This is a genomic window from Bacillus thuringiensis (genome assembly GCF_022095615.2).
Taxonomy (GTDB): Bacteria; Bacillota; Bacilli; order Bacillales; family Bacillaceae_G; genus Bacillus_A; species Bacillus_A cereus_AG.
On sequence record NZ_CP155559.1, the window covers coordinates 3,000,182 to 3,014,066 of the forward strand.

Consider the following 13,885-nt stretch of genomic DNA (forward strand, 5'->3'; position numbering starts at 1 on the left):
TCTAGCTTTTAACATTACATAATTGTAAATTTTGATGTTAAATCTCTTAGTTTCATACGTTGTTTTTTATTACTTTTAATTTTCGGGAAAAATCCACTAATTAATAGCGTTATAATCCATGCCATTATTAGAATAAAATTTATTGTATTACCAGAATTCAAACTAAACACTCTCCACAAATAGGCAGCACAAAAAACGAGAATAGCAGTAATAATAAGTAAAAATGTCCTAACTACTAATCCGATGTAAGATTTCTTCTCTTGCTTAAAAATGAAAGTTCTTCTACCTTTGTACACTCTAAAAACAAACAGCAGCAAGTACATACTAAGTGCGGCTCCAATCACAATTGATGTAATGGAGTTATTTTTTCTCTGCTCAGCTAGAGCGAAGTAACTTTCAGGTAATTTTCCCATTTCATATTCAATCCATGCGTGGTAAATATCTTGTCGTAAGTCTATACCACCTTCACCATTTGTAAGAATTACCAATCCATCCTTTGTATTAGGAATGAAACCATAAAAAGAATGCCAACCTCGGTTGTCACCAGAATGATAAAGTAATTTCCATTGATTAGATAGTTTTTTTTCAAATATACCTAAACCATTCTCCCCTAATATCGGCTTTTGCATTTCCTCAACACGTTCACTTTTGATAACACCATTCCCTTTAGTATTTGCATCCATGCTTGCAAGTATCAATGTCATCATATCGGTAACATTTGTCTTGAAACCTGCAGCAGCCTGTTCGGTAAATTGGTAACTAGGGAGCTCCTCTCCAAAATATCCATAGACTTTCGAAAGATTAAGATTTTCAGGACGTTGCGAGAATGAGCTTGATTTCATTCCTAAAGGTTTCATAATTTGTTCTTCCATATAACGATTAAACGGTATTCCGGTAACCTCTTCAATTACAAGTTGTAAAATTGTATATCCGCCACCAGAGTAAATTGTTTCTGAACCTGGTTTATTGGTAACCTCCACTGCTTCATTAAGCCATCCTTTTCCAGACAAAGACTCCTCGATAGAATCAAGATGTTTTCCTGGTACAACTCCAAGGTATCCTTTATGTGCAGACAGCCCTGCTGTATGACTTAACAGTCTTCTTATCGTGACTTCATTATTATTAAACTCTGAATTAGGTAATTTCCATTTGGTCAGATATTTTCCAACGGGATCATCTAGTAATAAACGCCCTTCATCTACAAGATGCAAGATTCCCCATGCTGTAAGACTTTTAGATATGGAACCAGCCTGAAACAAAGTATCATCACTCACCGCTTTTTTTGTCTTTTTATCTACATAACCATAGTTAAGTGTATAAGCAATACGCCCCTCATGTACAATTCCTATTGCAACCCCTGGTACCTCATATTTCCCCTGCCATTTTGGTACCTGTTTATCCATCTTTTTTTTGAAATCCTCTATACTTCTATCAGTAAACGTGCCCGATTCTGCTCTCACCACTTTCATAAACCGCACTTCATTTGTAATCAATATACAAATAATTAAACATAAAATACTTTTGCATATTATCGATGCTTTTTGTCTATTCTTCATTTGTCCTACCCCTTTTTTCAGAATATTCTACCCATCAATCAGAGTATCCCATTCCAATATCCCGTTCTATCGATTTTCATTACTTAACCTTACAAAATTGTAATAAAAACCAAAGTATTACATACTTAAAGGGTTTACTAATTTTTTATCCGAGGACAATGAAATTCATCAACAAGATAGACATGAAGTTATATTTATGGTTTCAGTTAATCCCCCTAAAATACTAGTTCGGTTAATCAATTGGATATATTCCACACTACAAATATTCATTTTATAAAAAGAAGAACCCACACATTTTGATTAAAATGTGTGGGTTCTTTTGGCTTCCTTAAATTTTCATGAAAAAGATTGATTATTTTATGTAGCTTACTAAAAAAAATTTTGTTCAATTAACTAACAGAACAAGATTAAACACTTAACTCGTATTAGTAATTTTTACTGTTTCTGTTGATAAATATAAAAATACTGCCTAACACACTTAATGAAAGTGCAAAATATAACAACAAATCAGGTAGAAATTTCAAAGGAATAATATCAATTAATTGTAAAACAATAATGGCAAGGATACCTAAATATAGAATATTGTACAAAGCATTATTTGTTTTATATAGAATTTCTCTTCCTCTTTCGTCATTTGCTTCATCACTTGATTGAAATTTTATTACATACATCTTACTTATCACTATTAAACCAAATAACAAAATTTTTAACAAAAACATATGTATCACTCCTCTAGATAATCAAATACGTCGGTTAACGGCTTTTCAAATACATTTGCGATTTTAAAGGCAAGAATTAGAGAAGGGTTATATTTATTCTTTTCAAGAGTAGCGATAGTTTGACGACTAACTCCCACTCTTGTTGCCAGTTCTTCTTGGGTCCAACCTTTTTCTGCTCGACAAACTACAATTTTATTATGCAACAATAGCAACACCTCTTTAGATAATTGTAATTTATTTTTTACAAATTGTAAATTATTTCTTACAATTAAAAATCCATATAAAGTTAAACTTTAATCAGTGGAGGTTTTGTTCATCCTCCACTGACTATCAGTTGAACCAATCGGGCTTTTACGGGCAGTTGATCCCCCACCTAACTTCTTTGCTTCCGTTGAATTTTGAGATGGGGGTCTTACTGCCCGTTAATGCGGGATAAAAAAAAGACATATAGATTTCTCCCTATGCCTACTAATCTAATCCTCTACTTCTTCACTGTATGTGCATCATGTGCTTTTTCAAAAACTTCTAATTCAGTGCTAATGTCATTGTTTGTGATTCACTGATGACATAACAAATCGTTTCGTTATTAAAGATATCGATAATCTTTGATAAATAATAGAGAAGTCACCGATGAGGAGCTACCACTTATTCTGGATATCTATTTTTCCTTTTTTAATAAATCACTTTTTGTCATCATATCCTGATAAGTCGCTTCTTCGCTTCCAATCTTTACATCGGTAATGAAAACCTTCCGTTCTTTTACAAGACCAGGTTTTGGTTCGCCATACTTCGGTTTCCACTGCGGGTGGTAAAGCCCTACCTTGAGGTAAGGCGTACGCGCACGTGTAGCATAGGCATTAGGACCTTGCACTTCCCATACAATTTTTCCATCTTTCCATATTCGTAGTAATCCGTCACTTCCTGCTGACCACTTTGCATAGATTACCCAAGAAGACCAAACTCCTTTTTGCACCAGTTCATCCAATGTCTTAAAATCGCGCCCTATATTCGCAGGAGAACCAAATGCTCGTTGCATATTCCATCTGTCACCTTCCACCGCAATAGCCAATTCCGGAAAATCCCGATCCACTCGCTCACCGCCGAGTACGGCGTGCCATTGCATAACGATATCGTTGCCACTGCTCTTGTCCAACACCCAGTCCCGCGGGATATAAATCCGTGCTGTATACCAACGTTCGTGGAATCCTTCTTCGTATGGTTGTGCAATTTCTGAACGGAATTGTCCTTGAGAATGCGGAACAACGAACTGCACTGCTTTGTAATTACCCGTCATGCCAGGCGCATCTACTATATGTACACGCCGCGAGATTGTATCAGTATCTAGGTTCATACGGCTTTCCGGGTCGTTGATCGCTATCTTCCATTTTTCTAGTCCAGATTGAAAGTTGTCTTCTAAAATAATAGGATTGTTGATTTCCTTAAGCGTAGAATTTTTTTCCTTTTTGGAGACATCCGACTGCGTCACCGTCTTTTTTATATCCACAAATACGATACCAACTACAAGTAAACTGACAAATAGGATACATATAGCAAGAATTTTTTTCACCTTTCACCATACTCCATCTAATTTATTCTTTTAGTAACTTCATCTTATAACGTTGTAAACGTCGAATCGTATTTAGAAGCCTAATGCCGATAAACTGAAGTCTTCAATACAAAAGATCCCTGCATCCATTTTAGAGAATTATTAGACACAATTTCATCTTGAATTGTCATTGTTACCTCGGTCCTACAGCTTGTGTATCTGGTATAAAATGATAGTTTTGTTTCCACAAAACAGTAATTAAATTACTATACTCCATGAAACTTTCCATTAATAATGTCTGTATTTTCCCTTCCATACAGAACTTTCTTTGGATTTATAACAATGAGAAAAACTGCTACTACTAAATAAAAAATCGCATTATACATGATTAGATCGATTAAGTTTCCGTTTATAATACCAATAAAGAAATTAAAAAATTGATGGATGATGATTGGGATCATTAAATTCTGATTTAAGTTGTAAAATGCAGTCATGACGATTTTTATAGATATGATAGAGATCATAAAAAATAGAATATATTTAATTAGGTCTATCCCAACAAATCCTGTAGTAAACCAAATAGGTAGGTGCCACATCCCCCACCAAAATCCAATGATTATTGAAGCTTTTAATGGCGAATGCTTCTTTTGGAGCTCAATTTGAGCGAAACCTCTCCACCCTAATTCTTCTCCTAATGGCCCTGCAAGAAAATTTTTAACAAAGAAATAGATTAGCAACTTGTCCAATTGTGTACATTATATTCTCCTTAATCATTGCTACTTAATCTTTTATATTCATACTACATATTCTTTAAACCATCGAATTCCCCTTCCAATAACGATATACTTACTACTTCCCAGCACTACATCTCATTTCCTTATTTCCCCTAAAAAAAGAGACACAGAGATTTCTCCCCATGCCTACTTATAGCTTTAAAAATTAACTACTGCATATTTTTATTGCGCTCTAATTGGTTTTGAATTCCTGACCTATCAATTTGAATCCAATACTCTGCAATTTTTCCATCTTCTACTCTGTATACTGCACTTGCTATTTGAATGATTGGAAGTCCTGTAGGTTCATATCCATCGATTTCTCCTACATGCATACCTACTTGTTTCCAACGTACATATACTTTACTTCCTTTTACTAAAAATTCTTGAATTTCTAAAGAAAAATTACCGTATACTTCAATCATCTCTCTTACATGTTCAGCATAATCTTCAGGTGTTCTACAAACTGTTTGTTCTTCTTCAGATACAATTTGATGTGCCAATACTTTTTCTGCCATAAATTGATTTGAGTAGTCAGGATTATTCCCTGAACGTACTTCTTCAAAAAAATTTCTAACAATTTGTTCTGGCGTCATTTAAAAACCCCCTTATTAAGAAATCCAATGCTAATCATATCATAGTTTATTTGAATCTACCTATTAAAGTAAACTGATTCGTGTATACAATAAAAAGACAAAATCTCTTCTTTCTTAAGAACTCCCAATTGTTTCCCTTGAAAATTCACTATGCTAATTATCTACTTCTTCACCGCATGCATATACTGCACCGTCTCAAAAGCTTCCAAATAATCATTTCTTCCTTCAAAATATAATGTATTTATGTCCTCTGGTGATAAATGCTCATAAATGAGTAAACCCGACTTCTCTAACAATGCTTCCATTTCGCGATAAGAATAACATGACTTCATCGGTTCTCCGCCTACCGCTGCCATTTTTACCATATTTTCAACTCGGTTAGACAACCCTTTTTCCGTAAATAAGTTTTCATCCGGATAATCAAAAACGATAGAACTCCCATCTGGAACCATCTCGAATAAACATTCTATTAAACTAGCAAGTTCCTCTTTCGTTAAATAGTACGAAACACCTAACAGACTAAAGAACGTCTTTTTATTTTCAAATCCTTCATTTACTAATTTTTGCTTCGAGAAATCTTTAGTGAAATCCATCGAAACAAAATGAAGGTTGCTTGGAACCTCATACTCTGCTTCTTTCACTCTTTGTATTTTAAATGCTTGCGTAGAAGGATGATCCACTTCAAATACTTCTATTTTATTTTCTAATTCTCGGTGTCTAAAACTGAACGTATCTAAGCCCGCACCGAGTATGACGTATTGTTTTGCGCCTAATGTAATTTCATGTAGTAATACTCTTTCACAATATGCCGCACGTGCTAAAGGTGTTGGTGCTAATTGCACTTGTGTAATCCATTTTAATATTTCTTGTGGATTGTCTTGAAACTGCTGTGCGATGTCTGTATTGAAAAAGTGGATTCCTTGGACCATATTCGTTTCAATATCATTACGTTCTTTTTGTGGAATAAAATCTTTAGCTACATAATCATCAAAGATTTTAGGCTGATCAAATTCACTATGATATGCCCTGCTGAAAGCTGATACTAACGACGTTACACTTGATTCACCTTTTTTCACGCACATACACTCCTTCATTTTCACAACAAAAATAGGGTTCCCCTGGCCAGGAGAACCCTATTATACACATTATTTTTATATTGGTAAATTATAGCATAAATAAGTTTTTTTGTCAACTTATACGTCTTTTAAATCATCTAAAATCGAAACCGCGCGGATATGCACATCAGGGTATTGCTGACGGATTTGACTTTTCGCATTATCAAAACTCGTTGCTACAACTTTTTTATAAAATACAACTTCAGCCATTTCGTACTCTACAGAATAAACACTCTTCGTTTCATTATCCATATTTCTGCACTCCTTATGACTGGCGTACCAGTATTTTATCAATCAATCCATAATTCAGCGCATTCTCAGCGGTCATAAAGTTGTCACGCTCTGTATCACGTTGCAGTGATTCCACAGTCTGCCCTGTTCGTTCTGATAATATTTGATTCAGACGTTCTCTCATATGCAAAATTCGTTTTGCACTAATTTCAATATCAGTCGCTTGCCCTCTTGCTCCGCCAAGAGGTTGATGAATCATCACTTCCGCATTCGGCAAAGCAAAACGTTTCCCCTTTTCTCCTCCAGCGAGTAAAAATGCTCCCATAGAAGCTGCCATTCCAACGCATAATGTACTAACATCAGCTTTTATAAGTTGCATCGTATCAAATATCGCCATCCCAGCTGTAATAGATCCCCCAGGAGAATTTATATAAATGCTAATATCTCTCTCCGGATCATCTGCATCTAAAAATAGTAGCTGTGCAACGACACCGTTTGCCAATTCATCTGTAATTTCACCGGTAAGCATTATAATGCGGTCCTTTAATAATCGAGAGTAAATATCATACGAACGTTCCCCTCGATTGGTTTGTTCAACGACATAAGGAATCAAATTCATGTTTATTTCCTCCACTTCATATTAAAAATCAATTCGATATTTCTTTTCTAGCTCAGAGAATTGATTATTTATTTGTTGTATTTTCGGCCGAATGTTAACAAATCCGTTATCTTCACCTTCTTCAGCCACTATTTCTCCTATCAGAAACCTTTTCACAAGATCAGTTACCTCTTTATTAACAACTAACTCATCCATCTCGTCTTCTCGAGCAATTAACAACAGGATAAACTCATTTATACACGTATCTTGGCCTTCTTTATCTTTATAAATTACATTCACAGCGATCATTTCTTTTCCGCATGACACTGGTTCTTCAGTGAAAAATTCAATTAAAAGTTGTAGTTTTCCAGAAATATTATCAATAAAAATCGTGCCAAATTCATCTTCATAAAATCCATTCACATTTTTAGATCGAGATAAACCACTCGGTAGAGAAATAGCAATTTCAGCTGAAACGTAAGACAAAGAATCCGGAATTTCAATTAATACATGGTTCGTTCCTTCTTCATTTTCAATCATCGACTTCGCTAATTTGATTTCCATCACTTTTCTCCTTTTAAAATTTGTGAAACAGAGTTAATGACTTGTTGCTTCAATTCATCTGAAACATTCGTACTTAAAGTAATGAACACATCATCATTCACTTTATGTGTTTCATGCTGAAGAATTTTATCCGACTGATAAAAAGTCATTCGTTCCCCAATTTTTATAATTTCTTCAAGAGACATTTCTTTCAACTTTTCCTGAATAGAAGCAAGTGTTTCTCCTGTTTTTGATAGTGTGATGATCGCCCGAAAATAATGTAAATGTTTCTCTGTATAAGCCCTTTTATTCCCTACTAACTCTAAAGGAGGCACAATTTCAATTTGCGTATAATACCGCACAGTTCTTAAATTTATATTCGTCCCTTCCTTTTGAAGAATTTCTGTAATCTGCTTTGCAGTAAAAGTTTCCATACCAACCATCCTTTTCAGTTCACTGTATCCTTTACACCATACTGTAACTAGTTGTTTACAGTATAGTGTAAAGGTCAACCGTCTGTCAAACAATTACAAAACACTTTTACCCGCACATATCGAGTCATTTCTCCTCACTCCGACAAATTACTTATTTTCTAGCAGGAAGATTTCAATTCACACGGAATATTTCAACTTATAACAATATAAATGGAGGCCAATATGAAACGATTCGTCATTATTACTGTAGGAAAAACACACAGCGGAAAAACTACATTTGCAAGAGCATTAGAAAAAGAGTTACCCCACTCTTTCGTTATGGATCAAGATAACCAAGCAGAATTTATTAACACGCACTATGAAAAATTACAGCCGGCTAAGGGCCCTAATACATTTAAGCATGGTCTTTCAAAATTCATTGTTGATTATGCAAAAGAACATACAAATTTACACCTTATTATTTGCAACTCAAATAGAAGCCGCAACGGACGAATGTATTTGCTAAATGAATTATTTCAGAAAGAGGAATATGTACGTGTACTCGTTCATTTTGATATTCCAGATGATGTACTTTATGAAAGAGTGGCTCGAAGCACGCGAAGTACGAATATTTTTAGAGGTGGATATTCTAGTTTCAAAGAAGTACTTGATCGACAACAAACTGAATCCCTTCACGATGATGTGGTAGATCCTGTAGAAAACGAGGCTGATTATTTGTTTGTTATTCGTAATAGTAAAGATCTACAGTTTACTATAGAAGAAATTGTTCATCTAACTAAAGAGTTGTCCCCTACTCCAAAATAAGAGACTATAAGAATTACATAATCATAGATTATTATGCAAATCCTTCCTCTAAGCGCCTAACATGGTATATAATGATAAAATAATCTACTTCTATATGCTCAATTTTACACAAAACAGCTCATGCATATGAAAGAAAAGAGGTACAAAAATATGAAAACAAAACAAACAATTGCTGCGTCTACACTAGCTTTAGCAATGATTGCTGGCGCAAACTCTGCTCATGCGGAAGTAACTGATGCTACTCCTCAGCAAAGCACGGGAGATCGATTAGCTGAAATTAAGCAACATAGACAAGAGTTAGATGCGAAATTGCAGCAGCACAAAGAAAACGTGGATCAAACATTGAATGAACTTAACCAAGTTAAGGAAAATGTTGATACGAAGGTTAACGAACTACATGAGCGTAAACAAGTTGCTGATGAAAAAATTAACGAGATGAAACAACGTAAACAAGAGTTAGATGCAAAACTTCAGCAAGACAAGCAAATCGCCGAAGATAAAATCGCTGAGATTAAAGAGCATAAAAAGCAAGTAGAAGATAAAGTTGCTGAAGTAAAAGAACATAAGCAAAATATCGATAACAAAGTGAATGAGATTAAAGAACATAAACAAACTGTCGATGAAAAAGTGAATGAAATGAAGCAACATAAAGAGAACATTGATCAAAAGGTTAATGAACTTAAGGACGTTAAAAAACAAGTAGATGAAAAATTAGCTGAGTTAAAGAAAGCAAAACAAACTGCCGAGGACAAACTTGCTGAGTTAAAAGAAAATAAGCCGAATACTGGGAACACGCTAGAGGAACTAAAAAAAATTAAAGGCAATTTAGATAGTCTTTCCGCTAACTTAGAACTTGCTAAGCAAGATGTAAAAAACAAACTAGCTGAATTACAAACAGCTAGACAAGAGTTACTAAATAAAATTAACGAAATAAAACAATCGAAACAAACTGTTTCAGATGATTTAACAAAGAAAAAACAAGACTTAGATATTAAAATCAACGACTTTAAACATACTGAGAAAAAAATTGATGACAAATTAGCTGAGGTACATACAACGAAGCAAAATGTTGATAACAAAATTAATGAAGTATCTCAATCGAAACAAACAGAAACAAAAACTGGTACTACAAATACAAACAACAATGCTAGAGAACTTCCTAACGCTGGTAGTGAAGAATCAAATAATATGGCTTTAGGCATGTTATCTGTACTAGGCGGCGTTTTATTACTTGCACGCAATAAAATTAAAAGTTTTTTATAAGACAGTTATAATTTAAATTATATAATCTACGGTCTCTGCCTTAAGAACCATTGCATCGGCTTCTTAAGGCAAAGACCAAATATAGGTCAGTTTATGAACTAACTATTCCTCTAAAATAGAATTCTCTCTATTCACATATCATTTTTGTAATAGTAAACCTTTTACTTTTTCACTCTGATACTACCCCAGAAAACAAATACATTGATCAAATTTCAAACTCATATTCATTCCTTATGCTTTAACCAAACTAGAAGCCTTTCACTCATATTGTAATTCTCCAAAGTCATGCTGATAGGAAAATGTACAATTCTTTAACATTGTTAACTCTCAATTCATACACTACTAATAGAACTTGTGTAGCAATAAAGCTTTTCAAATCCTCTAAACCACCATATATTCAGCCTCTATTAGTACCTACATGATATGTTCATCCTACCTCCCATAAAGTTCTTATTCTTCTAATTACTACATGACCATTTTCCACCGCTACATTAGAACGACATCTATAAATATTTCTAAGGAGTGAAATGCATGGGTTCAACAAAACTCACAGGACGAGTCATATACAAAGGAGACCCCGGTTATATAGAAGCTATTAAGAATTGGAATCCTTACGTTGATGTCTTCCCCCTCGTCTTCGTTTTTGCACAAAGTTCATATGATGTCAGTAACGCCATTAAATGGGCTCGCGAAAATCATGTTCCGTTACGTGTCAGAAGCGGTCGACATGCGCTAGATAAAAACCTTTCTGTAGTAAATGGCGGCATTGTTATCGATGTAAGTGATATGAACAAAGTAAGTTTAGATAAAAAGAATGGTATAGCAACCGTTCAAACTGGAATCCACGTCGGCCCACTTGTAAAAGGACTAGCTAGAGAGGGTTTTATGTCACCGTTTGGAGATAGTCCAACAGTTGGAATCGGCGGCATTACAATGGGAGGAGGATTTGGAGTCGTTTCACGAACAATCGGTCTAATAAGTGATAACCTTATAGCTTTAGAAACGGTCGATGCGAAAGGCCGAATCATTCAAGCGGATCCATGTTGCAATAAAGATTTATTGTGGGCCTCTAGAGGAGGTGGCGGCGGAAACTTCGGATACAATACTGAATACACATTGAAACTTCATCGCGCCCCAAATACTGCCACTGTTTTTAATATCATTTGGCCATGGGATCAGTTAGAAACTGTTTTCAAAGTCTGGCAAGAATGGGCTCCTTTTGTAGACTCACGATTAGGGTGCCTACTTGAAATTTACAGCAAAATAAATGGACTTTGTCATGCAGAAGGTATTTTTTTAGGTTCCAAAAGTGAACTCATAGAACTGTTAGAACCTTTAACAAGTGCTGGAACTCCAACACAAATTGTTATAGAAGAATTACCTTACCCAGCCGCTATCGATTTCTTAGATCCTGATGAGCCAATCCCTGGTCGATCTGATCAAAGCGTTAAGTTTTCTTCGGCTTGGGCACTGAACCTTTGGCCGGAAGAGCCTATTTCAATTATGAAACAATTTTTAGAAGAAGCTACTGGAACAGAAGCTAATTTCTTTTTTATTAATTGGGGCGGTGCTATAAGTAAAGTACCTAGCAGTAAAACAGCTTTCTTTTGGCGTAGCCCATTATTTTATACGGAATGGACTGCTAGCTGGAAAGACAAATCCGAAGAAGCTGCTAATCTAGCATCAGTTGAAAGAGTACGCCAACTAATAAAACCTTATGTAACTGGTTCTTATGTGAATGTTCCAGACCAAAACATCGAAAATTTCGGACAAGAATATTACGGAGCAAACTTCGATAAGCTACGGAAAATAAAAGCAAAATATGATCCCGAAAATTTATTCCGGTTTCCACAAAGTATCCCTCCCTCTTCCTCTTGTTAATGGATGACAAAATAAAAAAAGGAACTCTTACAATCGTAAGAGTTCTTTTTTCATCATACCAATTTCCCATCTCTAAGCGTCAATATACGATCACATACATCAAGCATTCTTTCATCATGTGTAATCATAATTGCTGCTTTTTGACTTTCTTTCACTTCACGTTTCATCATTTCAACGACTTCACGTGCACGTTTTGAGTCTAAGCTTGCCGTTGGTTCATCTGCTAGTATTAAATCTGGATTGTTCATGAACGCACGAGCAATTGCAACCCTCTGCTTTTCTCCACCAGATAATTGATTTGGATAATGATTTTTTCTTTCGCCTAATCCAAATGCTGCTAATAAATGATCCGCACGTTTTTCAGATTCTTGTTTACTTTCTTTTTTTAGCTTTGCAATGTAAAGCAACTGTTCCTTCACATTTAAATATGGAACAAGATTTGCGAATTGGAAAATGAAGCCGATTTTTTTCAAACGAATGTCTGTCATTTCCTTTTCCGATAGCTGCGTAATATTTTGCTCACGAATGTAAATATCCCCTTTTGATGGTGATAGTAATGCACCCGCGATTGATAATAACGTACTTTTCCCTGATCCAGAAGGACCGACGATTCCAATAAACTCTCCAGCTTTCACATCAAGCGACATCGGATGAAGGGCTGTTACTTCCGTATTCCCTTCTCCGTACACTTTACTTACTTTGTCTAATTTTAATAATGAAGTCATTACATCCCGCCTCCAATTGCTTCTAATGCATCAACTTTTAATACTTGGTATAACGAAATAAGTGTTCCTAAAATACTAATGACGATAAAGATTGCTGCATATTGTGCAATCATCGGTGTTGTTAATAAGAACGGCATACCTGCTGGTAAAATTTGTTCTAACCCTTGTACAAGAACAATACTGATTATCATCGCCACAACTGATAAGAATAACGCCTGTATGACTAAGCTATTTGCTAAATAAGAATTTTTCGTACCGATTGCTTTTAATACACCTAATTGCTGTGTTTTTTGTAATGTAATTACGTAGAAGAATACACCAATTAGTAACGCTGCGATAACAAGTAAGAACGCAATAATCATCGTTAATGTTCCTTGTTCTTCTTTAAATCCTGGAATGCTTTGCAATACTTCTTTTTTGTCGATAACATGTGCATTTTTAATGTCTTTATCTGTATTAAGCGCAATTGCACTATAATCTTTTTGATTTGGTTGAGAGATAGAACCCCATACGTCTTCATTTACATAAACGACTGGTGTATGGCTAAACATTTGATCTTTCGTAAATCCAACGATTTTAAATTCTTTCTTTGAAACAGGATCAATAATTGTATCTCCAATATCGATTCCTTTTTCTTTAATTGATTCATCAGCAACCATTTCGTTGTTTGCTGTACCTAATTTCTCACCTTTTACAATTTTCGGTTCTAAAAATGAATCGCGTTCACTTGAGAAAATAGCAACATCCACTTTTTTTGAACTATCTTTCTTTTCATAAGTTGAAATTTTCACACGAAACGGAACGGCCTCTTTCTCGCCTACTTGATTTACTACGTTATCTACATCATCTTGCTTAATTTGTGAACGAAGTAATTTATTTTCCGCATCATCTGCTAATACAAACTTATTTGCCTCCATATTTTGAATCGATGAAGCATTATCATATGATAATCCATTTGCTAATCCTGAAATCACAAGGACTAAAAATGATAATAACACCATAATCAGTCCGATTAATCCGTATCTTAATTTTGATTGTTTTAATTCACGCAGAGCTAAAAACATTTCGCTCGCCCCTTCCTCTTTCTTTCTATGCACTAAT

Annotated in this window: 15 protein-coding genes and 1 pseudogene; 3 read left to right on the plus strand and 13 right to left on the minus strand. The window is 34.9% G+C overall.

Annotation, left to right across the window (positions count from 1 at the left end):
* Positions 1-14: 14 nt before the first annotated feature.
* From KZZ19_RS15585 to KZZ19_RS15635, 11 genes and pseudogenes are all read right to left on the minus strand, one after another.
* Positions 15-1,556, minus strand: a complete 1,542-nt coding sequence (locus KZZ19_RS15585) for a serine hydrolase domain-containing protein (RefSeq protein ID WP_237980894.1) — start codon at positions 1,554-1,556, stop codon at positions 15-17.
* 425 nt (positions 1,557-1,981) lie between these two features.
* On the minus strand, positions 1,982-2,275 hold the full coding sequence (locus tag KZZ19_RS15590; RefSeq protein WP_088096974.1) for a hypothetical protein: 294 nt from the start codon (positions 2,273-2,275) through the stop codon (positions 1,982-1,984).
* A gap of 5 nt (positions 2,276-2,280) precedes the next feature.
* Positions 2,281-2,481 (minus strand): helix-turn-helix transcriptional regulator, encoded by a 201-nt coding sequence (locus KZZ19_RS15595; protein WP_000903049.1) that lies wholly within the window; start codon positions 2,479-2,481, stop codon positions 2,281-2,283.
* A gap of 452 nt (positions 2,482-2,933) precedes the next feature.
* Complete coding sequence (locus KZZ19_RS15600) at positions 2,934-3,842, minus strand: polysaccharide lyase (RefSeq protein WP_237980893.1); 909 nt, start codon at positions 3,840-3,842, stop codon at positions 2,934-2,936.
* Between the two features lie 245 nt (positions 3,843-4,087).
* Positions 4,088-4,558: pseudogene (locus KZZ19_RS15605) on the minus strand (CPBP family intramembrane glutamic endopeptidase); the annotation flags it as partial.
* 206 nt (positions 4,559-4,764) lie between these two features.
* Positions 4,765-5,190, minus strand: coding sequence for an ester cyclase (locus tag KZZ19_RS15610; protein WP_237980892.1), 426 nt, complete (start codon positions 5,188-5,190; stop codon positions 4,765-4,767).
* Between the two features lie 161 nt (positions 5,191-5,351).
* A complete protein-coding gene (locus KZZ19_RS15615) occupies positions 5,352-6,272 on the minus strand; it encodes a class I SAM-dependent methyltransferase (protein WP_237980891.1) in 921 nt (306 codons plus the stop codon).
* 111 nt (positions 6,273-6,383) lie between these two features.
* Positions 6,384-6,557, minus strand: a complete 174-nt coding sequence (locus KZZ19_RS15620) for a hypothetical protein (protein ID WP_170930145.1) — start codon at positions 6,555-6,557, stop codon at positions 6,384-6,386.
* Positions 6,558-6,570: 13 nt separating this feature from the next.
* Positions 6,571-7,155: an ATP-dependent Clp endopeptidase proteolytic subunit ClpP gene (gene clpP / locus KZZ19_RS15625; RefSeq protein ID WP_237980890.1), complete on the minus strand. Its 585-nt coding sequence runs from the start codon at positions 7,153-7,155 to the stop codon at positions 6,571-6,573.
* Between the two features lie 21 nt (positions 7,156-7,176).
* On the minus strand, positions 7,177-7,698 hold the full coding sequence (locus KZZ19_RS15630; RefSeq protein ID WP_237980889.1) for a hypothetical protein: 522 nt from the start codon (positions 7,696-7,698) through the stop codon (positions 7,177-7,179).
* Entirely contained in the window at positions 7,698-8,111 is a 414-nt protein-coding gene (locus KZZ19_RS15635) for a MerR family transcriptional regulator (RefSeq protein WP_088096982.1), read from the minus strand. The genes KZZ19_RS15630 and KZZ19_RS15635 overlap by 1 nt, the downstream gene beginning before the upstream one ends.
* 210 nt (positions 8,112-8,321) lie before the next feature.
* On the opposite strand from KZZ19_RS15635, the gene KZZ19_RS15640 reads away from it, so the two are divergent.
* The 3 genes from KZZ19_RS15640 (at position 8,322) to KZZ19_RS15650 (ending at position 12,059) form a co-directional block, all read left to right on the plus strand.
* Entirely contained in the window at positions 8,322-8,915 is a 594-nt protein-coding gene (locus KZZ19_RS15640) for an ATP-binding protein (protein WP_226545200.1), read from the plus strand.
* Positions 8,916-9,065: 150 nt separating this feature from the next.
* Positions 9,066-10,178 (plus strand): LPXTG cell wall anchor domain-containing protein, encoded by a 1,113-nt coding sequence (locus tag KZZ19_RS15645; RefSeq protein ID WP_088096984.1) that lies wholly within the window; start codon positions 9,066-9,068, stop codon positions 10,176-10,178.
* Positions 10,179-10,709: 531 nt separating this feature from the next.
* Positions 10,710-12,059 (plus strand): FAD-binding oxidoreductase, encoded by a 1,350-nt coding sequence (locus KZZ19_RS15650; RefSeq protein ID WP_088096985.1) that lies wholly within the window; start codon positions 10,710-10,712, stop codon positions 12,057-12,059.
* Positions 12,060-12,112: 53 nt separating this feature from the next.
* Here KZZ19_RS15650 and KZZ19_RS15655 read toward each other — a convergent pair whose 3' ends face one another.
* Together KZZ19_RS15655 and KZZ19_RS15660 are read right to left on the minus strand one after the other, a co-directional pair.
* Positions 12,113-12,784 carry an ABC transporter ATP-binding protein gene (locus KZZ19_RS15655; RefSeq protein WP_029442791.1) on the minus strand — a complete coding sequence of 224 codons (672 nt, stop codon included), beginning with the start codon at positions 12,782-12,784 and terminating at the stop codon, positions 12,113-12,115.
* Positions 12,784-13,848 (minus strand): ABC transporter permease, encoded by a 1,065-nt coding sequence (locus KZZ19_RS15660; RefSeq protein WP_128280547.1) that lies wholly within the window; start codon positions 13,846-13,848, stop codon positions 12,784-12,786. Before KZZ19_RS15660 ends, KZZ19_RS15655 begins: the two co-directional genes overlap by 1 nt.
* Positions 13,849-13,885: the final 37 nt, after the last annotated feature.

Bases quoted from the DNA above. Each gene is read 5' to 3' on its own strand.
- KZZ19_RS15585 (WP_237980894.1), bottom strand. From the start codon at position 1,556: ATGAAGAATAGACAAAAAGCATCGATAATATGCAAAAGTATTTTATGT.
- KZZ19_RS15590 (WP_088096974.1), bottom strand. From the start codon at position 2,275: ATGTTTTTGTTAAAAATTTTGTTATTTGGTTTAATAGTGATAAGTAAG.
- KZZ19_RS15610 (WP_237980892.1), bottom strand. From the start codon at position 5,190: ATGACGCCAGAACAAATTGTTAGAAATTTTTTTGAAGAAGTACGTTCA.
- KZZ19_RS15615 (WP_237980891.1), bottom strand. From the start codon at position 6,272: ATGTGCGTGAAAAAAGGTGAATCAAGTGTAACGTCGTTAGTATCAGCT.
- KZZ19_RS15620 (WP_170930145.1), bottom strand. From the start codon at position 6,557: ATGGATAATGAAACGAAGAGTGTTTATTCTGTAGAGTACGAAATGGCT.
- clpP (WP_237980890.1), bottom strand. From the start codon at position 7,155: ATGAATTTGATTCCTTATGTCGTTGAACAAACCAATCGAGGGGAACGT.
- KZZ19_RS15630 (WP_237980889.1), bottom strand. From the start codon at position 7,698: ATGGAAATCAAATTAGCGAAGTCGATGATTGAAAATGAAGAAGGAACG.
- KZZ19_RS15635 (WP_088096982.1), bottom strand. From the start codon at position 8,111: ATGGAAACTTTTACTGCAAAGCAGATTACAGAAATTCTTCAAAAGGAA.
- KZZ19_RS15640 (WP_226545200.1), top strand. From the start codon at position 8,322: ATGGAGGCCAATATGAAACGATTCGTCATTATTACTGTAGGAAAAACA.
- KZZ19_RS15645 (WP_088096984.1), top strand. From the start codon at position 9,066: ATGAAAACAAAACAAACAATTGCTGCGTCTACACTAGCTTTAGCAATG.
- KZZ19_RS15650 (WP_088096985.1), top strand. From the start codon at position 10,710: ATGGGTTCAACAAAACTCACAGGACGAGTCATATACAAAGGAGACCCC.
- KZZ19_RS15655 (WP_029442791.1), bottom strand. From the start codon at position 12,784: ATGACTTCATTATTAAAATTAGACAAAGTAAGTAAAGTGTACGGAGAA.
- KZZ19_RS15660 (WP_128280547.1), bottom strand. From the start codon at position 13,848: ATGTTTTTAGCTCTGCGTGAATTAAAACAATCAAAATTAAGATACGGA.